The sequence below is a fragment of the Mucilaginibacter phenanthrenivorans genome (assembly GCF_024721155.1).
Classification (GTDB): Bacteria; Bacteroidota; Bacteroidia; order Sphingobacteriales; family Sphingobacteriaceae; genus Mucilaginibacter; species Mucilaginibacter phenanthrenivorans.
This window is the reverse complement of record NZ_JAHVAP010000003.1, coordinates 475,082-499,068: the sequence shown is the minus strand read 5'-3', so window position 1 is coordinate 499,068 and position 23,987 is coordinate 475,082. Positions and strand designations below refer to the sequence as shown.

Genomic DNA, 23,987 nt, shown 5'->3' with positions numbered 1-23,987 from the left:
CATGGCCAAAAAGATGTTTTTAAACGTGATGTATAACATATGTATCTTCATATGTATAATTGCAGGTTATCATTACGGTATCGAATTGGGGAACTATGTGTTTTTAATAGGCGCGGTATTTATTATTGCTATATTTATCGTGCTTAAAATAAGGCTTTTAAAAGAAGTTAAAAACGCACAAAAAAACCCTTAATTCTCAACTATGTTTATCGCAATATTAGGTATCATTATGCTCGTAGTGGGCATAGTGCTTAAACGCTCGCCCGAACCTGCCGGCCGCTATGCAGGAACTATTAATAAAGTTGCCGTTTTAGTTATCCTTGTAGGTGTCTTGCTTGCCTCGGTTAAAATAATTGATCCCGGTAAGGTTGGCGTACAAACACTGTTCGGCAAGGTGCAGGATGGTATCCTCGAAAGTGGTTTACACATAATCGATCCTTTTGTTGACGTGACCACGTTCAGTATCCAGACTGAAAACTACACCATGAGCGGTAAAACCAGTGAAGGGGCTGTTCAGGGAGATGATGCCATCAGTGTATTGTCATCTGACGGTTTGGAGGTAAAGATTGATCTTTCCGTGCTTTATAAGGTGATTCCCTCAAAGGCTCCATACATTTATCAAAACATCGGTGTCAATTACGAGGATAAGATTGTTCGCCCGATTACGCGTACATCTATCCGCGATAATGCGGTTAACTATGTAGCTGTCGACCTGTATTCAACCAAGCGCGAGGAATTCCAGTTCAAGATCAACAAGTCGATTACTGATAACTTCGCTAAAAATGGTTTATCTGTACAACAGATCCTGGTGCGTAACATAACGCTGCCTGCAACTGTTCGCGCCAGTATCGAATCAAAGATCCAGGCAGAGCAGGAAGCACAGAAAATGCAGTTCGTGCTCCAAAAGGAACGCCAGGAAGCCGACCGTAAACGTGTGGAAGCACAAGGTATCGCCGACTATCAAAAAATCCTGGCTACCGGCTTAACCGACAAACAGCTGGAATACCAATCTATCTTAGCTCAGCGCGATATTGCCTTATCACCCAATACCAAGATTATTATTATGGGTGGCAAAGGGAATAACCCGATAATGTTGAGTGATAAATAAGTAAGCACTAATTAGAACGAATTAAGGCGAATTTCACGAATGAAGCGCGACTTAATCAATGGTATAACAATCTGTTGCTTAATATTGCCTTTATTTTCTTGTTCGATACATTCAAATGATGCCCAAGCCAAATTGACAGGCACATGGGTGCTGGATAGTGTCTCTTCTCCAAAGGGTGGGTTTTATAAAAGCGATTTGGCGCGGGGAACTATAACATTTAAAGCTCGAGGTCGTTATTCCTTCAAGTCCTGGAATGGAGATGCTATTTCTCAAAACAAGGGTTTGTATTACCTACATACCAATCCAAATCGAAAGATTACTACTATCGTTTTTATCGCCGACTTGGAAATGAGCGGGAAAGACACTATAAGGATCTATAAGAATTTTGATATTGTTTTCCTTTCCGAAACAACACTAAAGCTGGTTGGTGAAACAGAATTTATTAAAAGAGATAGCTTGCATTACCAAGCCTTTAATAAGGAATACATTTATAAATTGCGAAGGTAATTGGTAAGATTCTTCATCGTTTCAATTCGTGAAATTCGCCTTAATTCGCTCTCATTCGTGTCAATTATTTAAAGTATTTCTCATACTCCGTCGGCATCTTATCAATCTGCTTTATCACAATATCCTTGTAATAAACTTCAGCAGCTTCACTTTGCAGCTGGATCTTGCCGCTGACCAGGGGTTTTGCTTCGCCATTAACCATGTATCGGCTGTTTGATAGTGCCATTACCACCTTGCCATTTACAATGCGGATGCTTTTATCGCCGTATGTAATTAGCTCCAACTCGTTCCAGCCACCCTTTATTTCAGCATCAATGCCTGCATGGCAAAAGCCGCCGTTGCCTGTGCCGCTGCCAAATGACATTACAGTGCCCTTATCATCAAAATAATAATTGCTGCCGTCCTTGCGGGCTTTAACGTCTGACCGTGAACTGGCTTGCGACCAGTAATCGCCCATACCTTTTTCTGTCACCTGGAATTCCTGGCTCAACATCCAGGTATGGAAATATTCTGCCCCGCATTCACCTTGCGAATGGTATAAAACACCTGAGTCCTTATCTTCATTTAGTCGCGGCGAGTATTTTTTGTCGCCCCATTTTACTTTTAGCTTGAGGTGATAATTTGCAAAATCCTGTTTGGTAAAAATACAACCGTAGATATCGCCATCAATCTTCAGCACAGGTTCGCCGTTTTCGATAATGGTAGAAAATACGTGATCCTGGTTTTTGTTATACCCGATTGGTTTTAACGGGGTGCCGTTAGCATCCTTAAGCACTTCGCCTTTATACCCAACCGGGATGCGGAAGCTTTGGTAGATATTCCATTTAGTCAGGTTTTTATCAAGCAGTGGTGTCCATTCATCTTTGGGTTGGAATGAAGTGGAACATAAAAGGACAGCGATGCAGGAAATGGACAGGAGGAGGTTTTTCATGAACACTAATGTCACGAATTAAATCGAATTACACTAATGGATTTATTGCGGATAATTCTCATACTTAAGGCTTTTTAGTAACTTTGGCTATCGTGAAAGAATTAAAGGATCATATCGAGCAGATAAAACAACTATGCAATGCGTATCATGTCAGGTCACTATTTGCTTTTGGATCTGTTGTTTCTAATAATTTAAAATCTACAAGCGATATAGATCTGATAGTCGACATCGATAGCAAAGATCCTATAGATTATACTGATAACTACTTCGCGCTAAAATTTCAGCTGGAGCAAATCCTTAACCGCCCGGTTGATCTGTTAGAGGATAAAGCACTTAAAAATCCTTTCCTAAAAAAGCAGATTGATAATACCAAAGTGCTTGTTTATGGAAGATGAAATTAGAACCTGGCTTTCTGACATGAAGCAGGCAATCGTTGAGATCAATGAGTTTCTTCCCGACAAAAAGGACTTTTTCCAGTTTAAAAAGGATCTTAAAACAAAAAGAGCGATTGAGAGAAATGTTGAGATTATTGGTGAGGCGGCAAATCGAATTATAAAACAACAACCAGATATTGCAATAACCGACATTAAAAAAATAATTGTCACCAGGAACCGGATCATCCATGGGTATGATAGCGTATCTGACGATATTATCTGGTCAATTGTTGTTAAGCATCTACCCAAATTAGAAGCGGAAATTGACGCCCTGTTAAATTAAAGTAAACTTCCTTTTTCCTAATTCGTGAAATTCGAAAAAATTCGTCCCTATTCGTGCTTTATTCCTAACCCCGCATCATCCCCCAACACCCATTTTCCATCAACAAACTCCGGCATCTGATACGGGTTATTGCTGGTCAAAAATGGTCCGTCCAGATCTGCCCAATCACATTGTGGAGCAAGGGCAATACCTGCAAGCGTGGCGCAGCTGGTTTCGCTCATACAGCCGATCATCAGCTTTAAGCCGAGCTCTTTTGCCTTGAGGATCATCTGGTGCGCCTCGTACATTCCGGCGGATTTCATGAGCTTTATGTTGATACCGTGGTAAACTCCTTTTGCCTTTTCTACATCGGGCAGGCGCTGTACTGCTTCATCACCGATTAGCGGGATCGGGCTGCGTTCTGTTAACCAGGCATTACTATCAATATCTGTTTTTAGCATTGGTTGCTCAATTAATAACACACCCTGTTCATGCAGCCAGTGGATCAGGTCGAGGCTTTGCTCCAGGTCGGTCCACCCCTGGTTGGCATCTACAAATAGCGGTTTATCGGTAACGGAGCGGATGGTTTTTATCAATTCCCGGTCACTGTCCCGGCCAAGCTTTACTTTTATTATTTTGCAGTCGGGGGCTTCCTTTACTTTTTGGATGATCACTTCCGGTGTATCTATGCCGATGGTAAAGCTGGTTGCCGGCATTTTTAAGGGATCGGAGCCAAGCAGCTGCCAGCAGGGTTTGTTTTGCAGTTTGCCGTCGAGATCATGCAGGGCAATGTCGATCCCGGCTTTTATGGCGGGGTTACCGGGTGCAATGCTATCCAAATAGGCTATTATCGACCCAAAATCAAAGGGATACTGAAACTGCCGGGCATCTACCTTATTTAGAAAATCGGTAGCCGTTTCAAAGCTCTCGCCCATGTAAGGCACCATGGATGCCTCGCCATATCCAATTTTGCCCTCGTGTTCAATTTGAATAAGCATGATAGGGGTGGAGGTTCGCGAAAATTTGGCGATGGTAAAGGTGTGCCTAAGCAGCAGCTCGAATGGTTGGTAAGTCAGCTTCATGTTAAATTCAAAGCTAAAATTTTCTGATCGAATATGAAGCGTATCTTTGCGCCCATGGCCCAGGAAATTTACCATCCTTTTGATTCGTTTAACTTTAGTAACCGCAAATGCTTTTTAACCGGCGAGGTGCTCACCTCCGAAGAAGAAAAGATCCAGGTGTTTCCGCAATGGCTGATGAGCCGTTATGAACTGGAAGATAAGCCTTTTAAAATGCTGGATGAAAGCATGGCCACCTACAAGGATATTAAAATTCCCTGTGCAGCACATATCAATGAAGCTTTCCTGGAACCACTGGAAATTGAAATTGCCGCAGCCTTTGAAATTGGTTACGATGCTGTAAAAGGGCTGGATGATCTGAAGCTTTTTCAATGGGCGGCCAAAATGCTTTACGGGTTAATATTTAACGAGGTACAAAGCGGGATAAAACTACAGCACTCTAAAGGCGAGGAGTTTAACATTTCGCAATCCATCATCCACAAGTTCGCAAACATGCATATGATGTTGCAGAGCCTTAACCTGCCCATCATTTTTGAGGATTTTAAACCTTATAGCATTTTTCTTTTTAAGGTGGATAATAACCCGGTGGAGTTTGGCTACCGCGATGAGATCAATACCCTTACCTTTTCATTACGCATCCGCGATTTCGGGCTGATCATTTGCCTGCAGGATAACGGCGCTAACGCATCCTATCACCAGGAAATGTATGATAAAATAAAAGACCAGGTGCTGCATCCAATCCAGTTTGAGGAGTTTTGCGGGCGGGTGTTTTATTCGGCCTACCTGTTTAACCGCCTGCCTGAATATAATGTGTTGCCTGCCGGCGATGAGATTTATATAGAGGCCATGCCCTTGCGCGGATTAAGCAGCAAGCCGTTATTTGACGACTGGGTAAATAAAATTTATGGCCAGGTGCTGGAAAGCTTCTGGAAAAACTGGGGCTTCCTGCTGTTGGAGATTATTAAAAAACCCGAGGAGCCCATGAGCTTCCTGCTTAATCCGGATGGCAGCGTGATCAGTGAAACAACGATTGAGCTGCCACGGTAAGCTTGCCTATACACTGGTTTACAACATGAGGATTAAGCGCTATAGTTATCAGCAACCCGCTTAGTGCGCCAAACATGTGCGCATCATGGTTAATATTATCTGTGGCCCGTTTGGAGGCATAATTACAATAAACCAGGTATAGAACACCAAATAGCCATGCAGGGATCCCAACAGGTATCGGCATGATCAGCATTTTGCCTACAGGATTGTATAAAATGGCACTAAAAATAACAGCGCTCACTGCACCCGAAGCGCCAAGGCTATGATACCATTCGTCATTCCTATGCTTGTAAACCGTCGGCAGATCGCTTAGTATTAAGCTTACAAAATATAAGACGCCAAATTGCCAGTGGCCTATCCCAGGAATACCATCACTACCTGCTTCTAATTGGAAAGCAAAGAAGTAATAGCTTAGCATGTTGAAGAACAGGTGCATCCAGTCGGCATGGATAAAGCCACTGGTTAGTACGGTGTATTGCCGTTGTCCGCGTGCCACGCTAAAAGGGTGCAGGATCATTTGGGCATATACATTTTCATTATAAAATGCCCATAAAGAAGTTAATATAGTAAAAGCAAATATGACGGACGCCACCGGCGCCATCTGCAAATATTCCATCATTTCAAGTCGAGTTTAGCATCGGTCATCAATCTGCCGACCGGGTAGCGAAGATATGTTTTTTCGAAATAGATAGAGTTGCGGTATAAAAAGTTTAATTGTGCCCCGGCGCTTGCTGCCAGTTTTGGGTCCTTGGCCTTGGCGTCATCCAGCTTTTTCTTTAGTTCGGGATCTGTCTTCAGCATTTCGGCGGCCTTATCTTCAAATACGTAATTGCTGAAATATTCCTTTTCACCTAACACCGAATCGAAAAAGTTCCAGGCAAAAAACGAATCCACACCACGTGGTTCCAGTGTTTCAACAATATAACGGTTAAGCGACTGGTTGGTGTACACTACATAATCGCCGTCGTAAAATTTAACTTTCATATCAACAGGGTTCAGCTTTACATTGCTGTGCAGGTAATGGCCTTCGAAAGGCTTCTGCGGCGTTTTGTAGTCATCGATATAGTACATCTGCAAAGCAATAGTGGTATCATGTGTCAGCCGATGCATGGCCACGCTATTCAGTTTAAACAGGTCAATTATTTTACCCCATGCCTGCGGGATCACATAGGCCAGCGGCTTATCCACACTATCTGTTGCCTTGTAGGTATTCAAATATTTTACAACCTTGGTATAAGGCTGGTTCCTGTCGTAATAAAGGCGTTTTAGCCCGCTTATATCGCTTGGTTTGTACAGTGCGGCGTAGCCTTTAAAGGTTATGGTATCCACTTTGGTAAAGTCCACATCCCAATCCAAAGCAAAGGTTTTTTGTTTGGCGACTTGTTCATCGGCCTTGCGTTTTAACTCGCCGATGAGTTTGGCATCACGCTCATAAATATCAACCAGGTGCTGTTCAAAATCATAGGTTGCATACACACGTTTATCGAACGATTTCAGCATGTGCGTTTCGGTAATATAGCTGATGATGTTGCGCTGGGCAGTATAGCCTGTAGCAAATCTTGGCGTCTCTAAAAAGCTCACAATGCCCGAATCAGGTAAACCCCGCTCACCGGCTCCGTATGGGATCATTTCATACCCACCCTTTTTCATTCTTTTATAAAGCTCAGGTGTAAGTGTTTCTGATGTGTATTTTGAAAGGATCGGGTTTTGTTTATCCTTTTGGGTTTCAATCAGCGTCATTACATATTGGTAATCCGCGCCATCGCTGGTGTGGTTATCAAGGAAAACTTCCGGATTCCAGGTATTTACTATTTGTTCAAAAGCCAGTGCATTGCGGCTATCAGCCTTTATAAAATCTCTATTCAAATCCAGGTTACGGTAATTACCCCTGAAACCATAAGCGCGCGGACCGTTCTGGCTCACCCTGCTCCATCCGCGGTTCATACTGCCATCAATATTATAAAGGGCTATCATGCAGATCACCACATTTTTTGGCAGGGCATTCTTTTTTAACAGGTCGCGGGCAAACATCATGCTAGCGTCTATCCCCTCCGGTTCACCAGGATGAATACCGTTATTGATCAGCAGGATGCGTTTGTTTTGTTTTTTTATCAGCGCCGGATCAAACACCTTATCCCTTGACAATACTACCAGCGTCAATGGCTTGCCGATATCTGTTGTGCCGTAGTTAAACAGCTTCATTTGCGGATTTACAGCTGCGAGCTTTTTGTAGTAGGCAATTACTTCGCCGTAGGTAGCGGTGTAGTTTTTGTCCTTGCTTAATTCAAATGGTGTTAGCTGAGCGCTGGCATTAAAGAAAATAAAGCAGGCAAGCAGTGCTGATAAAAGTGTTTTCATGAAAATGGGCTTTGTGACAAATATAATTAGCGGAGCCCAATAAAAATGTATCTTATTGGTTACTGATAAAAAGAAACTCAACAATAGATTATTGAATTGTAAATGGTTTACCCAGCAGCCAAAAGGGCCTGTCATGGTGAGCTTGTCGAACCACGACGCGGGCAGTGGCCTTTACGCTATGCAAAGCCGCCATGCAAAGGGGCCTGCGCTGCGCATCTACATGTTGTTTTTTGATAATCCAGGCAATAAATGCCAATCACCATTAATTATAGCTTCTTTTTTTGCTCTTCGCCACCCTTTGACTTGCTTTTCAAAAGCAATGGCCTGGTTAACATCATGAAACATTTCATGGAATACCAATTTAACCGGTCTTCTTTTGAATGTATACGATTTTGGATCGACGCCGTTTTCATGATCGTATAACCGGCTTTCAAGGTTATTAGTTATACCCGTGTAGTAGGAATTATCGCTGCAGAGCAATATGTATGCAAAATATTGTTTCATTATGATGATTCTTCTTCCCTAAAAGCATCTTCAGGCCTTCGCGCACGTCGTGGTTCGACAGGCTCACCATGACAATCCCCTCGCACTCATTATCCTTCCCTAAAAGTATCTTCATGCCTTTACGCACGTCGTGGTTCGACAAGCTCCTTGACAATCCCCTCGCACTAATTATCTTTCACTAAAACATCTCCTGGCCTTTACGCACGTCGTGGTTCGACAGGCTCACCATGACAACCCCTCGCACTTAGTGTTACAATTATTAACTTCCTGCCTTAATTTCCTCCTGCAGCTTTTTTGGGAGGCCCTTAAACACCAGGTCATAAGAGTGATCGATCATTTCATGCAACTGTTTGATAGTTAATGAGCCGTGCATGCTTACTGTGTTCCACATTTTTTTGTTCATGTGGTAACCGGGCTGTACTTCTGTGTATTGTTCGCGCAGCTCAACCGCGAGTTCTGGGTCGCATTTAACGTTGAATGTATCGCCTTTAGTGATGCTTGTAAGCAGGAACATTTTACCGCCTACCTTATAAACCAGGGTATCTTCGCCAAAGGGCAAGCCTTCGGTAGATGCTGGCTTTAGCAGGCAATAATCACGAAGTTCTTCAATGTTCATGTTAAAAACCGTAGTGCCTTACCAGCTTATTATAGGATACAGTATTGCCAAAGAAGTATTTAAACCCGATGGTAATCTGCCGGTACTGGTTAACAGCATTGTTTTTAAATTTAGCGGTAGGATCGTCATAACCATCTAATCCCTCGCCAAAAACAAAATTGTGTATGTAGCCAATATCAATTGCCCAGCCTGGTTCGGCGTATGAGTCATATATTTTAACCTCATAACCTATCCGGAGGGGAACGGAATAGTTGGTGCTTTTGTCCTTACCTGGAAAAACGTAGATCAGCGGCCCGTTTGCCGCTATTACATTTGTACGTTGTACCGTGTTGTTATTTCGCAACAAGCCGATACCCGAACCAACATAGAAGTTTTTTATAAAGTTTAGAAAACCATCATTACCGTAATCAATAAAAGAACCCAGCTGCACATCAACATGTGCATAAACCGCCAGGAAATTGTTAACGTATTTTCGCCCGTAGAGATCCTTATCAACTGTTAGCCCTCCGCCGGACAACTGACCCTTTTGGAATTCCAGTTCCATGGGCAGGTAAGGGTTATAGTTGTAGATGAGATTTAAATTAAGACCGATGTCGTTATTTTGCTTTGGAATATTGGTGTAGCCGTGCTCATAGCTTAAGCCGCCGCCAACACCAAATTCGTAGTAATTGAATCCCGCCTGTGCTTTCGCTCCAACCGTTACAATTACCGCAACAATAAATAAAATAAACTTTTTCAAATTCAACTTCTCAGATTAATCGCCCTGATTGTATTTAAACGATATGCTTCAAATAAATGTTCGGTAAACTTTTTCAATAATAATAGTGCAGTAGTTTTCGCGGTGCAGGTTCTTCCTTAAGATAACAAACCCGCAACAGCTATTCCCTTACCGCATCCAACCAACAATCCGGCATTCTCCTTACGGTTTAATCCAATACTGTGTAAATAATTTACCAGGCGGCTTCAAGTATCTGTTTTAAAGCCAATTGTGATTTTTAAACTTAAACAGTAGTAAACGCGCCTGTAGCAAATGAAATATTTATTTTAAACTAAATCCGTTGGTTTTTATTAACACAGTGTCTATAACTCTGTATACTGCTGCATATTAGGAATTCAGGGAAATTTAAAATATGGGGCTTTGGCAGCACATTTTGCACGAACAGTTAACGTAAATCGGCAGTCCGGCACCCATGCTTAGACCCCATTTAAGGCGTGTTAATAAGCTGATTATGTATAATAATATATTTTATAAGCCATATTTGGGCAATAAGTTACGCATAAAGTCATATTATTTCCCCGCTTAACAAGTGTTGAAAACTTTTTATTTTTTTTACGATTTAAATTTATGTAACAAAAACGTTACTATGTAACTTACTGAACTACAAAATTTTATATTTTCTATTGATAAATTATTAGTTTTCCACATTTGACATTCTTTAGTGCCATACGGGTATTATTTTTGATAAGTAATAATCCGAAGGGCTATCTATCCGATGTCCGGTTTGATAAATTTAAGAACACCTATACTTTGTAAACTTTTGTTTCGGGGCCTTTTTATGGGCCTGGGGCAGACTAACAATTGATGAGATGAAATGGACCTTTATTTTTGCCTTATTACTATTATGCGCGTGTAAAAAGTCTTCGTCAGACTTGCGGCTTTTACCTCCCGGAACAAAAGTAAGAATGGACAGCAACGTTAAACTCCCGGGTTCAACTAACCCATTTACCGTGGATAGCCTGTATGTACAATCAAATTATGATATGAATTTCTATTATTGTACTGATGCCGGCAACAAGCAATGGATCATTCCTGATGACGATTTGATCGTAATAAAATAAAATCAATACCTTTAGGTGATGATTCTTAATTCACCTTTTGCTTTTACGGTTGTAAACAGGTTTTTAAAATACGTAACAATCGATACACAATCCGACCCCTCTTCGGAAACGTTCCCATCAACAGAAAAACAAAAAAACCTTGGCAGATTGCTTGTAAAAGAGCTGCTTGAAATAGGCATTGCCGATGCTCATTTGGACGAATATGGCTATGTATACGCCACTATCCCTGCCAATACAGATAAGGCTAATGTCCCGGTGATCTGCTTCTGCTCGCACATGGATACTGCACCCGATTGCAGCGGTACAGGAGTGAAGCCACTTGTTCATAAAAATTACCAGGGCGATGATATTATCCTGCCCGATGACCCATCACAAATAATAAGATTAAAAGATCATTCAGACCTTAAAAACCAATTGGGTAACGATATTGTAACCGCCAGCGGAACAACCTTGCTTGGTGCCGATAACAAAGCCGGTGTAGCCGAAATTATGGATGCCTGTTATCAATTGATCAATCACCCCGAAATAAAGCACGGTAAGATCCGAATTTTATTTACTCCTGACGAAGAGGTTGGTCGCGGGGTCGACAAGGTGGATATTGAAAAACTTGGCGCTTATGCCGGCTATACCATGGATGGCGAAAGCGCCGGCAATATGGAAAATGAAACGTTCTCCGCCGACGGTGCAAAACTTATTATTAATGGATTGAGTTCGCACCCTGGCTTTGCAAAGGGCAAGATGGAGAGCGCTATAAAGATCGCAGGGCAAATAATTGCCGCACTGCCCTTTGAACTATCGCCCGAGGGCACTGACAACATGCAGGGCTTTGTACACCCGGTAGCCATTGAGGGGCATGTGGAAACAGCAAGTATTGATTTTATCATCCGCGATTTTGATGATGCCAAGCTGCCTGGACACGCCGACGCGATCCGCAAGATTGCTGATGAGATCTTAAAAAATTACCCCTCATCAACTTATAGCCTGGAGGTAAAACCACAATACCGCAACATGAAAAGCGTGCTGGATCAGCACCCGCAGATTGTTGAATATGGCATGGAAGCCATGAAGCGCGCCGGGCTTCAAGTAAAACTTTGCAGCATCCGGGGCGGAACCGATGGTTCACGACTCTCCTTTATGGGCTTGCCCTGCCCCAATATCTTTGCCGGCGAACATGCGTTTCACAGCAAGCAGGAGTGGGTGTCGGTACAGGATATGCAAAAGGCCGTTGAAACTATTTTGCATTTGTGTGTGATTTGGGAAGAGAGGGGTTGATGTGCGGATGCGTGGATGTGCGAGTATGCGGATGAAAAATCCAGGCGTTGACTAATCCTTTCGCTTTTTTCCATTCGCACATCCGCATATTTGTACATTTGATCCCTGTCACACGTCACAGACCGTAACAGTGTGATGGTTGTGACAGGCATCAATACTGTCGCGTCCTGAACACCTGTTATCCCCCTGCAACAACCGTTACAAAAAATACAAGCCCCAACTCCTATAACCTTTACATCAACTACAACCCTTACAACCTTTCCATCTAAACAAGTATCTTTGCCGCCAATGGCAGCTACTCCCTTTTTACAGGCAATTTCGGTAAGCAAGGTTTATCCCGGGGCGCAAGGTTCGGGGGTGAAGAACATCGATCTAAAAATAACTCCGGGGCTTATAACCGCTATAATTGGCGAGAGCGGCAGCGGGAAAAGTACCTTATTAAAGATGCTTTACGGCTTGCTGTCGCCGGATAAGGGCGAGGTACAGTTTAAGGGCGACCGCATCTGGGGACCGGAGGAAAAGCTGATCCCCGGTCATGACGCCATGAAGATGGTTACCCAGCAAACGGATGATCTGAACCTTTTTGCCAAGGTGTGGGACAACGTGGCCATCATGCTGCCCAGCACCGACTTAAGGGCCAAACAACAGAAAACCGAGCAGATGCTCACCCAGCTAAAGATGATGCGCCTTGCTGATAAAAAGGTATCCGAATTAAGCGGGGGCGAGAGGCAGCGGGTTGCCATTGCAAGGGCATTGATAACCGCCCCACAAGTGCTGTTGCTTGATGAGCCCTTTAACCAGGTGGATACCTCCTTTCGCGAGGGTTTGCAGCAGGACATCAGGCGCATAGTAAAAGAAACCGGCCTTACAGTGATCATCGTATCGCACGACCCAGCCGAGGTGCTGTCAATGGCTGATGAATTGATCGTGTTAAAGGATGGCGGGATCCTTGAATCAGGAAATCCAAAGGATCTTTATCAAAACCCAAAATACCTGTACACAGCGCAGCTGCTTACCAACTGCACCGTGTTAACCAGCGCTGAGGCCCGCATTTGCGGCCTAAAAACAAAATCGGAACACGTAGTCATCTACCCCGAGTGGATTGAAACCGTAAAAACATGGACCAATAACGACTGGGAGGTGAAACAGGTTTTATTCAAGGGCTGCTATGAGGACCTGATAATGGAAAACAAGGGCGTGACCATCCGTGTGCTTAACGATCAGTTTGGCAAACACGCCGAGGGGACAAAGATTAACCTGAAATTGAATAAGTGGCTGGAGTTTTGATTAGCTATCTATCAAAAGAACAGTAAAAACCGTCAGTAAAACGGGCACTAAACAATTCAGATTAAAGAAAACATAGCTACACCTTATTACGTATAACCACTTAATGAAAATTTCTCCTAATGCCTTATCGGCCTGCCTCGTACTATTTTTATTTGGCTGCGCTAAAAACTCCGAAAATATAACACCCATTGCGGGCAAAATACTCCCCGATTCTGCTAAAATATCGGCAAGTCTCGCAGCTACGGCATTGGTAAAGCCTACCATTACAAATTTTACAGTTGCATCTAAAAGATTAGGCGAGGCTGCATTTGCGCTTGTTAAACCCACCAGTAATAGCACCGGCGCGTTTACCTATAAAAGCAGCAATGTTAAAATAGCCACTATAAGCGGCCAAACCCTAACAATTACCGGGGTAGGCACATGTGTAATAAGCGCTGCCCAGGCAGCTGCGGGCAATTTCAAGGCCGACACCATAAATGCTACATTTATTGTAAAAACCGCTGCAACTCAAAAGCCAACCGTTACAGGCTTCGCTGTCCCGGTAAAAACATTCGGCGATGCCGCGTTTGCACTTACTGCACCTAAAAGCAACGGTATCGGGGCGTTTACATACATTACCAGCAATGCTAAGGTGGCGACTATAACCGGCTCAACCGTTACCATTACAGGAGCAGGCAGCTGTACGATATCGGCATGCCAGGCAGCGGCTGGTGATTTTGCGCGAGACACCGTAAAAGCAACATTTACTGTAAAGGCCAGCGCAACCAAACCAACAATTACCGCATTCACCATTCCAACAAAAAGAATGGGCGACCCCGCATTCGCTTTAACAAAGCCAACCAGCAACAGCACGGGCGTTTTTACTTATAAAACAAGCAATACTGCTTTTGCTACTGTAAGCGGCACCATCGTTACCCTTAGAGGAGCCGGCACCTGCACCATTACAGCATACCAGGCAGCAGCGGGCACTTTTAAAGCCGACTCAATTAAAGCAACTTTTATAATTGCCCCTTACCTGGCTCCAAATATTACCTGGGCCACTATTCCCGATAAGAAAACCAATAGCCCATCGTTTACTTTGGCAACCCCTGTAAGCAGCAGCAAAGGTGCGTTCACTTATACCAGCAGCAACGTAAAAATAGCAACGGTAGCGGGCAACGTGGTAACTATCCATGGCCCGGGGCAATGCGTTATTACAGCAACGCAGGCAGCAAACGGCAATTATTTACAATGGTCGATAAAGGCTCCCTTTTCAATTTATCCGCCTCCTGTTACCGGGTCGGTTACTGATGTTGATGGCATTGTATACCAAACGATCGTTATCAATGGCAAAACATGGATGGCACAAAATCTTCGTGCTACCCATTACCAGGATGGTACTGCCATTCCTAACGTAACGGTTAACACCCAATGGAGCACATTAACTACAGGCGCAAGTGCCGACTATAGCAACAACGCCGCCACTTCAAGAACTTACGGCAAACTATACAACTGGTTTGCGGTAAATAATACCAAAAAGCTTGCCCCAAAAGGCTGGCACGTTGCCACTGATGCCGAATGGGCAGCGCTTTATGCCTACGTAGGCGGCACCCAACAGGACGGATCAGACCTGCAGGAAGCAGGAACCACACACTGGCAAGTAGCATTGGGTACCAACAGTACATTATTCACAGCACTGGCAGGCGGTTATCGCAAGGCAGATGGTACCTATGATAGTTTCGGCTTTGATGCTACGTTTTGGACCAGCACGGCAAGCACCACAAGCGCTGCATGGTCATGGGACCTGTATGTAAAAGGGTATCTTTCAAGAGAAGCCATTTCTAAAAATACCGGCTACTCTGTTAGGTGTGTGAAAGACTGATATAAAAGTTTTTTTGCAGATAAAATATAAACGCGTACAACCACCTCGATTATGCGGGTGATTGTACGCCCGGTTAGCAGGCTAAATCAAATCCTTCAAGTGCTTATAATTCGACTTTACGGTATCTAATACCTCATCCATCCGGCCGTTGAGCATCAGTTTGGTCATGGAGAGGGCCATACCCTTTACCTGTTCAAATTCAATTTTTGGCGGCATGGCTAATGCATTAGGGTCGGTCATGATATTTACCAGGGCAGGGCCCTTATACATAAATGCTTCCTGCAGGGCCTGTTTTACATGGTCAGGATCGGTAACTGTAAAACCTTTGATGCCCATTGCCTGGGCCACCTGTGCAAAATCGGGGTTATACATGTCGGTTTGCCAGTCGGGCAGGCCTGCAACTTCCATTTCAAGCTTCACCATCCCCAACGAGCGGTTGTTAAATACAATGATTTTTATGGGTAGTTTATATTGGGTAATGGTAGCCAGGTCGCCCAAAAGCATTGACAGGCCGCCATCGCCACAAAGGGCAATAACCTGTTTGCCGGGACTTGCCAGCGCAGCGCCGATAGCCTGCGGCATGGCATTAGCCATTGAGCCGTGGTTAAATGAGCCCAGCATTTTCCGCTTGCCCGTAGCCTGGATATAGCGCGATCCCCAAACACAGCACATTCCGGTATCAACCGTAAATATGGCATCGTTGGTAGCCAGTTCGTTAATGGTGCTGGCCACAAATTCAGGGTGGATCATTTCCTTTTTGCCAGCATCGTCAACATAAGTTTGCATCTTTTGCTTTACCTCGTCATAAACTTTTAGCTGCGCCTTTAAAAAGCTGTCGTCTGTTTTTTGGGCGATGAGCGGCAGCAGTGCAGTCAATGTATCCTTTACCGATCCGTGCAGGCCCAAATCAACCTTTGCACGGCGACCGATGCGTTCGGGCTTAATGTCCACCTGCACAATTTTGCAATCGGTAGGCATAAACATGGTGTAGGGGAAATCGGTACCAAGTAAGATCAGCAGGTCGCTTTCGTGCATGCTGTGAAATGCAGATGGCAAGCCAAGCAAGCCGGTCATGCCAACCTCGTTCGGGTTATCATATTGGATCTCCATTTTGGCGCGAAACGAGTAGCCCACAGTCGCGTTAATCTTTTTCGACAACTCCACCACTTCATAGTGCGCATCAGCGGCGCCTATTCCGCAAAAAATAGTTATTTTATTATGTCGATCTATTAATCCGGCTAATTGCTGCAGATCATCTGCCGATGGAATAACAATTGCTGTCGATTTAAATACCTCTGTAGCCGTGCTTATCTCCTCGGCATCCTGTCCGCTTAAATCGCCGGGCAAACCTAATACGGCAACTCCTTTTTGGTGAATAGCTGCCTGTATAGCCGATTGGAGCATCCGCGGCAACTGCTTAGGCGTGGTGGCTATCTGGTTGTATTTACTGCAATCGTCAAAAAGCTTAATAGTATTCGTTTCCTGGAAGTATTCGGTGCCAAACTCAAAGCTGGCAATGGTGGAGGCGATGGCAATAACCGGCGCTCCGGACCGATTGGCATCGTACAAACCATTTATCAGGTGCACATGTCCCGGGCCGCTGCTGCCTGCACAACAGGCAAGGCCGTTCAGTTGGGCTTCGGCTCCTGCTGCATAAGCTCCGGCCTCTTCATGCCTTACATGGATCCATTGGATGCTTCCCTCGCGCCTAACGGCATCATTTACATTATTCAAGCTATCGCCGGTAACGGCGTAGATCCTTTTTATGCCTGCATTCACCAGTATTTCTACCAGTTGATCGGCCACACTCTTTGCCATGATATTGGGTTAATTTCTATACCAACTAACCAAATAAACGGGGGCGGGTTTTAAAAATCTTTTTTAATGAATTTACGCTGACGCTTTTGCGGATGCCTTTTTCAAAACATTCATTACGTCTTCCAGCTTCATTGGTTTAGCCAGGTAGTCATCCATGCCCGATTGCAGGCAGAGCTCTTTATCTTCGCTCATCGCGTTAGCTGTCATGGCCACGATGTAGGGCTGTTTTTTGGCACTCTTGCGAATAAACGCTGTAGCTTCGAGCCCGTCCATTTCAGGCATCTGGATATCCATTAATATGGTATCATAAACCTTTTTATTCATCATCTCGAGAACACTTAAACCGTTTTCGGCAATATCACAATTGTAACCCAGCTTACCCAGGATGCGCCCGATGAGCTTTTGATTGATCAGGTTATCTTCGGCCACAAGGATCTGCAATGGATATTGGGCGGCAAATTCAGCAGAAAGCACGCTCCGCTGTTTTTCTTCAGCCACAGTTGCTTGCTTATTTAATGCCGACTGAATGGCTTTGCATAAATTTTGCTGCTTTGCAGGTTTAACCAGTACCGAAGAGAACAGGTCGGGAAATTTCTTGCGGGTTTCGTCGCCGATGGAACTCAGCATTATTATCGGCAACTCATGGTTTTTTACCCTTATGGCTTTTGCCAGGTCGACGCCATCCATTTCGGGCATTTCCATATCGGTTATAACCAGGTTAAAAACTACGCCTTTGGCAATAATGCCCAGAGCTTCCATGGCTGACGATGCTGTAACCGGCGCCAGCTTCCAAAGTTCGAGCTGTGCTTTAAGAATGGTTAAATTGGTTTGATTATCGTCCACAGTTAACACTTTGCTGCCGGTAAATGAGCCGAGGTCGCAAATTAGAGATGATGGAACCTGGTTTTTGCTTTTAATTGTTTTGATGGAAAAATTAAATTCCGACCCATGGCCATATTCGCTTTTTGCGGAGATGTCGCCATCCATTAACATTACCAACCGTTGCGAAATTGCCAGGCCCAGTCCTGTACCGCCGTACTTACGGGTCGTGGATGAATCTACCTGTGAAAATGCCTGGAACAGTTTATTTAATTTATCCTCCGGGATGCCAATACCGGAGTCTTTTACACTAAACCCAATTTTAACAACATCGCCGGGCAGTGCCTCCAGTAAGTTCACCCGTACAAATACTTCGCCCTTGCTGGTAAATTTCAAGGCATTGTTTATCAGGTTTATCAATATTTGTTTTACGCGCAGGCTATCGCCGACAACATATGCGGGGACATTCTCGTCGAGCTGGTAAATAAGGTCCAGCCCCTTTTCAGAAGCCTTTATTAAAAATAGGTCCATCACCTCTTCAATGGCGCTACGGAGGTTAAAATCTTCGTGCTCCAAATCCATCTTGCCAGATTCTATTTTCGAGAAGTCAAGGATGTCACTAATAACATTCAGCAGGTTTTCGCCGCTATTGATGATGGTATCCGTATATTCCCGTTGTTCGGAATTTAGCTTTGTTTCCGAGAGCAGGGAAGCCATACCGATCACGCCGTTCATAGGGGTGCGGATCTCGTGGCTCATGGTTGCCAGGAAGATGCTTTTTGCCTGGTTGGCTTTTTCAGCTTCCATACGTGCCTCACTTTCCTGCACCTGTTGTTCAACCAGTTTATTATTTAGCTGCTGCAGGTTTTTAGACTGAGCCATCACCTTTTCCGACTGGGTAAGCAGCTCAAAATTCAGCGCCTGCAACTCATCCGATTGCAGTTTCAGTGTCAGCGTTTGTTTGGTAACTTCGGCAGTGCGCTCCTTAACTTGTTTCTCAAGTGCACGTTTTTGTTTCTCAATGGCGTTTATCCGGTAGGCATAAAAAAAGTAGGCAATTAAAACAACTATTAAAAACACCATCATTTTAAACCACACAGTGACCCAAAACGGCGGTTCAATTTCAACAGCTATACTGGCACCCGTGTTGTTCCACACCCCATCGTTATTAGAGCCTCTTACCTTAAAGGTGTAATCGCCCGGATCGAGATTTGTATAGCTGGCTTTTCGCTCCACGCCGGCCTTTACCCAACCGGTGTCAAGCCCCTCCAATTTATAATAATACTGGTTATTACGGGTAATAACATAGTTGAGCGCAGCAAAAGTAAAGGAGACAGACGACTGCTTATACGTAAGATTAATCCTGTCTGCAAAGCTAATATCCGTATTCAATGGTGAATGTTTGTCCTGTGGTGAAACGGATTTATTGAACACCTGGAAATCGGTAATATAAACTGGCGGCACAAACTTATTGATCTTGATATCATCGGGATAAAAACTGTTGAATCCACGTTCCCCACCGAAAAACATTTCGCCGTCCTTTGCCTTTAGGTAGGAATTAGCTTCAAATTCCATCCCCTGCAATCCGTCCCATGTATTAAACAGCTGAGTTTCCTTTGTTATCGGGTTTAATTTTATTAACCCGGCCGAAGTTGAGATCCAAAGGTGGTGATGATAACCCTCGGTAATACCTTTAATAAACAATGTCCCCAGGCCGGCCTTATTTGTAAATAGCTCAAATTTATTTTTCTGTTTGTTGAACTTATACAGCCCTGCCATACCCACCCAAAACTGGCCCTTGCTATCGGTAAAAAGTACCCGCGAATCGGTGCTTTTCCTTTCGTGATCGAGGTAATGTTCAAAACGGCGGTTATCCAGGTTGTACTTATTCAACCCACCATCATCGGTTCCAAACCAAACATTGTTGTCATTATCCTCGCCAATAGAAACTATGTTTTTTCCGTGCAGGCTGGTTTTAGCATCAGGTGCATTGGTTACCCGTGTAAATTTGTATGTTTTTGTGTCAAGTAAATTTAACCCTCCATAATATGTTGCAACCCAAAAGTTTCCCTTGCCATCAAGGTGCATCATCTGCAAAAAATTCGAGCTGATGGATGATTTATTGTTTGGATCGTTTTTATATCGGGTGAATTTCCCGGTTGCCGGATCCAGCATGTTTATGCCATCGCCCCAGGTGCCAACCCAAATCTTTCCCTGGGCATCTTCAGCAATTGCCTGCACCGCGTTTGACGAAATGCTTGACGGATCATCCGGCCGGTTTTGATACCGATGGAAGCTGCCTGTTTTACGATCGAACAAATTCAATCCGCCGCCGTCTGTACCTATCCAAATGTTCCCTTTGCTATCCTGGCAAAATGCCTTAACATCGTTATAGCTTAAACTGGTGTTATCAATTCCCTCACGGAATAATTTAAATTTATCAATGTCATGCGTATACAGGTTAATGCCTCCGCGATGTGTGCCAATCCAAAGATTCCCCTGGATATCCTCAAAAACTGCCGAAACCGTTGTATTTGAAAGGCTGCCGATATTATCGGGTTTGGGATAATACTTAAAAAAGGTATCGTTTTTAGGGTTATACTGGTTAAGGCCATTGTTAACGGTACCAACCCAAATGCTTCCTTGTTTATCGCAAAGCAGGCTTAATATAAGGTTGCCCGATAAACTGCCGGGATTGTTTTCAGCATGTTTTATCGTTCTGAAAGATGCTGACGCTGGTGTAAATACCTGCAAGCCGGCATCTACTGTGCCTAACCACAAATTATTTTGCTTGTCTTCAGCAATGGCAGTTATTTTACTATTGCCATATTGTTTAAAGGTTTGCTTCTCCGCGTTAAAAATATCGACGCCACACTGCGTACCCAGCCAGATATTTTTATAGCTATCACGATAAATGCAGCTTACGGTGTCGCTGCTAAGGCTGCTGCTGTTTTTGGCGTTACGCCTGAAATGTTTAAACGTATTGGTTTTAGTGTTTAATAGCTCAGCACCGCCCCCCATAGTGCCCAGCAACAAATTATTAGCGTCGATCGCGTAAACAGTAGAAACGATATCTGACGAGATGGAATTTGCATTTGCCTTATCGTGCTTGTAGTTGGTAAAGCTATTGGTAACCGGGTTAAAGCAGTTCAGTCCGTAAGAAGTGCCCACCCAAATTTTATGTGAGGCATCCTCGTAAATGCATCGGATGAAATTATCGCTTATACTGGCATTATCATTAGGCTTATTTTTATATATAGCTACGTTTACCCCGTCATAACGGTTAAGACCATCGCGGGTACCGAACCAGATAAAGCCGCGACTATCCTGGAAAATGCAGTTGATGGTTGAGTTTGAAAGGCCTTGCTCATTGCTGATATGCCTGAACCTGACATCGGAAATTTGCGCGAAGGAAAAAAATGGCAACAATAATAAGAACGTCCGAAACAGGTTTCTAAAAAATTTTAAAGAAGCAGTAGAATTGCGATCAGCCATTTAAACTAGGGGTTGATTTTTAAATCAATTTAATATTAACTTTAAGGGTTAATATTGAATTGACGCGGTCAGTTGCATATTCGTCGTTAAGATAGCAAACGGATTTTAAAACATATAATTATTTTATAATTTATGGGACGCATAGTTATAGTTGCCTACAAACCAAAGCCGGGCAAGGCCGAAGCATTAAAGGAATTAACCAAAAGCCATGTACCACGGCTAAAGGCTGAGGGATTAGTAACTGATCGTGAACCTGTAATTGTGGAAACGGCAGACGGCACCATCATTGAAGTATTTGAATGGCTTTCGGCTGAGGCCATTCAGCAGGCGCACTCCAACCCAGTTGTACATACCATCTGGGCCGAATATGCAGCAGTTTGTGATTATGTGCCGCTGAATAGTTTAAGCGAGGCAAGTAATTTATTTGCGGAGTTTACCGCGGTGATTTAATGTGCTGAAAACTATCGTCATTGCGAGCGACAGCGTGGCAACCTCGTCGGATGCTCAGCGAATTTGCATGTCGAATATGTATTAGCTACGAGGTTGCTTCACTCGTTCCTCGTTCGCAATGACAAACTGGCTAAACAATTTTCATCCGCACATCATTTTTCCCTACAGATCATTCCACTTCTACCCAATTCCCGTCATCTTTAATAATACCAATCAACTCATCAAGAGCATTGGCCGAGCTGATGTTTTTCTTAACGGCTTCCTTACCGCGGTAAAGGGTAACTTTATCAGTGCCTGAACCTACGTAGCCATAATCAGCATCAGCCATTTCGCCGGGGCCGTTTACTATGCAGCCCATTATACCAATTTTTAAGCCCTTAAGGTGACTTGTCCGGCTGCGGATCATCTGCGTGGTGATCATCAGGTCGAATAGGGTACGGCCACAGCTTGGGCAGGAGATATATTCTGTTTTGGAGATGCGCGAACGGGTAGCCTGCAAGATGCCGAAAGCTGTTGAAGTTATAACTTTGGTGTTTATTTCCGGCGCATCAATCCAGATGCCGTCGCCAAATCCATCAACCAATAAAGCGCCAAGATCAGTAGCGGCATATAGTTGAAGAAGCGTGGTTAGTTCTTCCTGTCCATGGACCATAGACCATGGACCATGGTCGTTCTCCGGGTAAGTTCTTTTTACAATTACCGGTACTTCCAATCCGAGTTCTTCCATTTTAAAGAAGAAAGATCGTTGGTCGGTCATTCCTAATTCAGAATCAGTCTCCAGCACAAATACCAACGACTGGTCAAACGGCAATACTCCAAACGCTTCCGAATCAATATCGGCAGGCTTGAGCCTTACCAGGTTTAAGGCTGATGAACGATCTGCAGCTTCTACGTATTCCTTTAAGGTAAACAAAGGGTGGCACATGGTTTTATCAGCCAGCTTTTGCCAACTGTTATAATTGTAAAGCTGTTTTAAGTTGCCGGGCAAGTTGAATGATGGCAGTTCGTCGGCAAAATAAACAAAGTCGACCGATTGCTCAGCCATATTATATTTATCCAATAACGGCGAATACAGGTAGCCTGCGTCACTCAATATTGCAGGATCCTTCAGGTTCTTTTTTGAAAGATCGATAACTACCCTTGGCACCATGTGCCCGCCTATAAAGGCATTAGCTTCGTATGTTTGACGGCGTTTGTAATCGTAGGGGTTGTGTTGGGAGTCTTGGGTCTTAAGTCCTGGGTCCTGAGCCGGCTTTTGACTTTCGACTAAGGACTTACGACTTGAATAACGCTTTACCAACGCAATCGCCACCGGGGCCTCTGCTTCCGGCTCTTCGGTCAGGGACACGCGAACGGTATCGCCGAGGCCGTCTTCCAGTAAGGTGCCAATGCCAACGGCGGATTTTATACGGCCGTCTTCGCCATCGCCTGCTTCGGTAACGCCGAGGTGCAGCGGGTAGTTCATGCCTTCTGCCACCATGGTTTCAACCAGCAAACGGTACGCCTGCACCATTACCTGTGGATTGCTTGATTTCATGGAGACCACCAAATTGTAGTAATTCAGCGTTTCGCAAATACGCATAAACTCCATGGCGCTCTCAACCATCCCTTGAGGTGTATCGCCGTAACGGCTCATGATCCTGTCGGACAATGAACCATGATTGGTACCTATGCGCATGGCGGTACCATATTCCTTACAGATCTTTACCAGCGGCGCAAACTTCTGGTAAATACGCTGCAGCTCGCCCTCATATTGAGCATCGGTATAATCTATCTGGTCGAATTTCTTTTTATCGGCGTAATTACCGGGGTTAACGCGTACCTTTTCAACTATCCTCGCGGCTACTTCAGCAGCGTTAGGGGTAAAGTGGATATCCGCAACCAACGGTACATTGTAGCCCCGCGTACGCAGTCGTTTTTTTATTTCAGCAAGATTTTGTGCTTCCTTGATGCTTGGCGCGGTGATGCGCACATACTCGCAGCCTGCATCAACCATGCGGATGGACTGCTCAACGGTACCGATGGTATCCATTGTATCAGTGGTGGTCATGCTTTGGATGCGGATTGGGTTATTGCCGCCCATAGGCACATCGCCAATAAAAACCTCGCGCGTTACAAAACGCGAATATTCAGTGAGCGAATTACAATAACGGCCTTGCAGCGCCTTAACAGCATCAGTATCCATACTGCAAAAATACGAATTTGTTGGTTTGTTGTATGTTGTTGTAATGTTGAAAGGTTGTAATGTTTGGTATTGAATATAACGCAGACTAGTAAAGGCGCAGTAACTTCATCAATCT

Annotated in this window: 21 protein-coding genes; 11 read left to right on the top strand and 10 right to left on the bottom strand. The window is 44.2% G+C overall.

Annotated features, from left to right (window positions below):
- Position 1 precedes the first annotated feature (1 nt).
- The 3 genes from KXD93_RS30620 to KXD93_RS08665 are packed head-to-tail and all read left to right on the top strand — an operon-like array spanning position 2 to position 1,615.
- Complete coding sequence (locus KXD93_RS30620) at positions 2-193, top strand: DUF6358 family protein (protein ID WP_373417352.1); 192 nt, start codon at positions 2-4, stop codon at positions 191-193.
- Positions 194-202: 9 nt separating this feature from the next.
- Positions 203-1,108: a prohibitin family protein gene (locus KXD93_RS08670; protein WP_258136624.1), complete on the top strand. Its 906-nt coding sequence runs from the start codon at positions 203-205 to the stop codon at positions 1,106-1,108.
- A 39-nt stretch (positions 1,109-1,147) separates the two neighbouring features.
- Positions 1,148-1,615, top strand: coding sequence for a hypothetical protein (locus KXD93_RS08665; RefSeq protein ID WP_258136623.1), 468 nt, complete (start codon positions 1,148-1,150; stop codon positions 1,613-1,615).
- A 64-nt stretch (positions 1,616-1,679) separates the two neighbouring features.
- Here the strand turns inward: KXD93_RS08665 and KXD93_RS08660 are convergent, their stop codons facing one another.
- Positions 1,680-2,546: a 3-keto-disaccharide hydrolase gene (locus tag KXD93_RS08660; RefSeq protein WP_258136622.1), complete on the bottom strand. Its 867-nt coding sequence runs from the start codon at positions 2,544-2,546 to the stop codon at positions 1,680-1,682.
- A 92-nt stretch (positions 2,547-2,638) separates the two neighbouring features.
- Between KXD93_RS08660 and KXD93_RS08655 the strand changes: the two genes are divergently transcribed.
- Positions 2,639-2,941: a nucleotidyltransferase family protein gene (locus KXD93_RS08655; protein WP_258136621.1), complete on the top strand. Its 303-nt coding sequence runs from the start codon at positions 2,639-2,641 to the stop codon at positions 2,939-2,941.
- Positions 2,931-3,263: a HepT-like ribonuclease domain-containing protein gene (locus tag KXD93_RS08650; protein WP_258136620.1), complete on the top strand. Its 333-nt coding sequence runs from the start codon at positions 2,931-2,933 to the stop codon at positions 3,261-3,263. The genes KXD93_RS08655 and KXD93_RS08650 overlap by 11 nt, the downstream gene beginning before the upstream one ends.
- Before the next feature lie 47 nt (positions 3,264-3,310).
- Here KXD93_RS08650 and KXD93_RS08645 read toward each other — a convergent pair whose 3' ends face one another.
- Entirely contained in the window at positions 3,311-4,324 is a 1,014-nt protein-coding gene (locus KXD93_RS08645) for a dipeptide epimerase (RefSeq protein ID WP_258136619.1), read from the bottom strand.
- A 33-nt stretch (positions 4,325-4,357) separates the two neighbouring features.
- Here KXD93_RS08645 and KXD93_RS08640 point away from each other — a divergent pair, with 33 nt between their 5' ends.
- Positions 4,358-5,368: a hypothetical protein gene (locus KXD93_RS08640; protein ID WP_258136618.1), complete on the top strand. Its 1,011-nt coding sequence runs from the start codon at positions 4,358-4,360 to the stop codon at positions 5,366-5,368.
- Here the strand turns inward: KXD93_RS08640 and KXD93_RS08635 are convergent.
- From KXD93_RS08635 to KXD93_RS08615, 5 genes are all read right to left on the bottom strand, one after another.
- The gene (locus KXD93_RS08635) at positions 5,337-5,987 is read right to left on the bottom strand and encodes a rhomboid family intramembrane serine protease (RefSeq protein ID WP_308726283.1); all 651 of its coding nucleotides are present in this window, start codon (positions 5,985-5,987) and stop codon (positions 5,337-5,339) included. The genes KXD93_RS08640 and KXD93_RS08635 overlap by 32 nt on opposite strands.
- A complete protein-coding gene (locus tag KXD93_RS08630) occupies positions 5,984-7,726 on the bottom strand; it encodes a M14 family zinc carboxypeptidase (protein ID WP_258136617.1) in 1,743 nt (580 codons plus the stop codon). The genes KXD93_RS08635 and KXD93_RS08630 overlap by 4 nt, the downstream gene beginning before the upstream one ends.
- 216 nt (positions 7,727-7,942) lie before the next feature.
- Positions 7,943-8,230 carry a GIY-YIG nuclease family protein gene (locus KXD93_RS08625; protein WP_258136616.1) on the bottom strand — a complete coding sequence of 96 codons (288 nt, stop codon included), beginning with the start codon at positions 8,228-8,230 and terminating at the stop codon, positions 7,943-7,945.
- 259 nt (positions 8,231-8,489) lie between these two features.
- Entirely contained in the window at positions 8,490-8,846 is a 357-nt protein-coding gene (locus KXD93_RS08620; RefSeq protein ID WP_258136615.1) for an MmcQ/YjbR family DNA-binding protein, read from the bottom strand.
- 1 nt (position 8,847) lies between these two features.
- Positions 8,848-9,585 (bottom strand): outer membrane beta-barrel protein, encoded by a 738-nt coding sequence (locus KXD93_RS08615; protein WP_258136614.1) that lies wholly within the window; start codon positions 9,583-9,585, stop codon positions 8,848-8,850.
- Between the two features lie 848 nt (positions 9,586-10,433).
- Between KXD93_RS08615 and KXD93_RS08610 the strand changes: the two genes are divergently transcribed.
- From KXD93_RS08610 to KXD93_RS08595, 4 genes are all read left to right on the top strand, one after another.
- A complete protein-coding gene (locus KXD93_RS08610; RefSeq protein WP_258136613.1) occupies positions 10,434-10,685 on the top strand; it encodes a hypothetical protein in 252 nt (83 codons plus the stop codon).
- An 18-nt stretch (positions 10,686-10,703) separates the two neighbouring features.
- Positions 10,704-11,957 carry a peptidase T gene (pepT, locus tag KXD93_RS08605; protein WP_258136612.1) on the top strand — a complete coding sequence of 418 codons (1,254 nt, stop codon included), beginning with the start codon at positions 10,704-10,706 and terminating at the stop codon, positions 11,955-11,957.
- 288 nt (positions 11,958-12,245) lie between these two features.
- Positions 12,246-13,244 (top strand): ABC transporter ATP-binding protein, encoded by a 999-nt coding sequence (locus KXD93_RS08600; RefSeq protein ID WP_258136611.1) that lies wholly within the window; start codon positions 12,246-12,248, stop codon positions 13,242-13,244.
- 103 nt (positions 13,245-13,347) lie between these two features.
- Positions 13,348-15,105 (top strand): fibrobacter succinogenes major paralogous domain-containing protein, encoded by a 1,758-nt coding sequence (locus KXD93_RS08595; protein ID WP_258136610.1) that lies wholly within the window; start codon positions 13,348-13,350, stop codon positions 15,103-15,105.
- A gap of 81 nt (positions 15,106-15,186) precedes the next feature.
- Here KXD93_RS08595 and KXD93_RS08590 read toward each other — a convergent pair whose 3' ends face one another.
- Both KXD93_RS08590 and KXD93_RS08585 read right to left on the bottom strand, forming a co-directional pair.
- The gene (locus KXD93_RS08590; protein ID WP_258136609.1) at positions 15,187-16,923 is read right to left on the bottom strand and encodes a thiamine pyrophosphate-dependent enzyme; all 1,737 of its coding nucleotides are present in this window, start codon (positions 16,921-16,923) and stop codon (positions 15,187-15,189) included.
- 72 nt (positions 16,924-16,995) lie between these two features.
- Positions 16,996-21,237 carry a hybrid sensor histidine kinase/response regulator gene (locus KXD93_RS08585; RefSeq protein WP_258136608.1) on the bottom strand — a complete coding sequence of 1,414 codons (4,242 nt, stop codon included), beginning with the start codon at positions 21,235-21,237 and terminating at the stop codon, positions 16,996-16,998.
- Positions 21,238-21,369: 132 nt separating this feature from the next.
- Between KXD93_RS08585 and KXD93_RS08580 the strand changes: the two genes are divergently transcribed.
- Complete coding sequence (locus KXD93_RS08580) at positions 21,370-21,687, top strand: NIPSNAP family protein (RefSeq protein WP_258136607.1); 318 nt, start codon at positions 21,370-21,372, stop codon at positions 21,685-21,687.
- A 169-nt stretch (positions 21,688-21,856) separates the two neighbouring features.
- Here the strand turns inward: KXD93_RS08580 and ispG are convergent, their stop codons facing one another.
- The gene (gene ispG / locus KXD93_RS08575) at positions 21,857-23,872 is read right to left on the bottom strand and encodes a (E)-4-hydroxy-3-methylbut-2-enyl-diphosphate synthase (RefSeq protein ID WP_258136606.1); all 2,016 of its coding nucleotides are present in this window, start codon (positions 23,870-23,872) and stop codon (positions 21,857-21,859) included.
- Positions 23,873-23,987: the final 115 nt, after the last annotated feature.

Coding starts and splice junctions, on each gene's coding strand:
- KXD93_RS30620 (WP_373417352.1), top strand. CDS start 2: ATGGCCAAAAAGATGTTTTTAAACGTGATGTATAACATATGTATCTTC.
- KXD93_RS08670 (WP_258136624.1), top strand. CDS start 203: ATGTTTATCGCAATATTAGGTATCATTATGCTCGTAGTGGGCATAGTG.
- KXD93_RS08665 (WP_258136623.1), top strand. CDS start 1,148: ATGAAGCGCGACTTAATCAATGGTATAACAATCTGTTGCTTAATATTG.
- KXD93_RS08660 (WP_258136622.1), bottom strand. CDS start 2,546: ATGAAAAACCTCCTCCTGTCCATTTCCTGCATCGCTGTCCTTTTATGT.
- KXD93_RS08650 (WP_258136620.1), top strand. CDS start 2,931: ATGGAAGATGAAATTAGAACCTGGCTTTCTGACATGAAGCAGGCAATC.
- KXD93_RS08645 (WP_258136619.1), bottom strand. CDS start 4,324: ATGAAGCTGACTTACCAACCATTCGAGCTGCTGCTTAGGCACACCTTT.
- KXD93_RS08640 (WP_258136618.1), top strand. CDS start 4,358: ATGAAGCGTATCTTTGCGCCCATGGCCCAGGAAATTTACCATCCTTTT.
- KXD93_RS08635 (WP_308726283.1), bottom strand. CDS start 5,987: ATGATGGAATATTTGCAGATGGCGCCGGTGGCGTCCGTCATATTTGCT.
- KXD93_RS08630 (WP_258136617.1), bottom strand. CDS start 7,726: ATGAAAACACTTTTATCAGCACTGCTTGCCTGCTTTATTTTCTTTAAT.
- KXD93_RS08625 (WP_258136616.1), bottom strand. CDS start 8,230: ATGAAACAATATTTTGCATACATATTGCTCTGCAGCGATAATTCCTAC.
- KXD93_RS08620 (WP_258136615.1), bottom strand. CDS start 8,846: ATGAACATTGAAGAACTTCGTGATTATTGCCTGCTAAAGCCAGCATCT.
- KXD93_RS08610 (WP_258136613.1), top strand. CDS start 10,434: ATGAAATGGACCTTTATTTTTGCCTTATTACTATTATGCGCGTGTAAA.
- pepT (WP_258136612.1), top strand. CDS start 10,704: ATGATTCTTAATTCACCTTTTGCTTTTACGGTTGTAAACAGGTTTTTA.
- KXD93_RS08600 (WP_258136611.1), top strand. CDS start 12,246: ATGGCAGCTACTCCCTTTTTACAGGCAATTTCGGTAAGCAAGGTTTAT.
- KXD93_RS08595 (WP_258136610.1), top strand. CDS start 13,348: ATGAAAATTTCTCCTAATGCCTTATCGGCCTGCCTCGTACTATTTTTA.
- KXD93_RS08590 (WP_258136609.1), bottom strand. CDS start 16,923: ATGGCAAAGAGTGTGGCCGATCAACTGGTAGAAATACTGGTGAATGCA.
- KXD93_RS08585 (WP_258136608.1), bottom strand. CDS start 21,237: ATGGCTGATCGCAATTCTACTGCTTCTTTAAAATTTTTTAGAAACCTG.
- KXD93_RS08580 (WP_258136607.1), top strand. CDS start 21,370: ATGGGACGCATAGTTATAGTTGCCTACAAACCAAAGCCGGGCAAGGCC.
- ispG (WP_258136606.1), bottom strand. CDS start 23,872: ATGGATACTGATGCTGTTAAGGCGCTGCAAGGCCGTTATTGTAATTCG.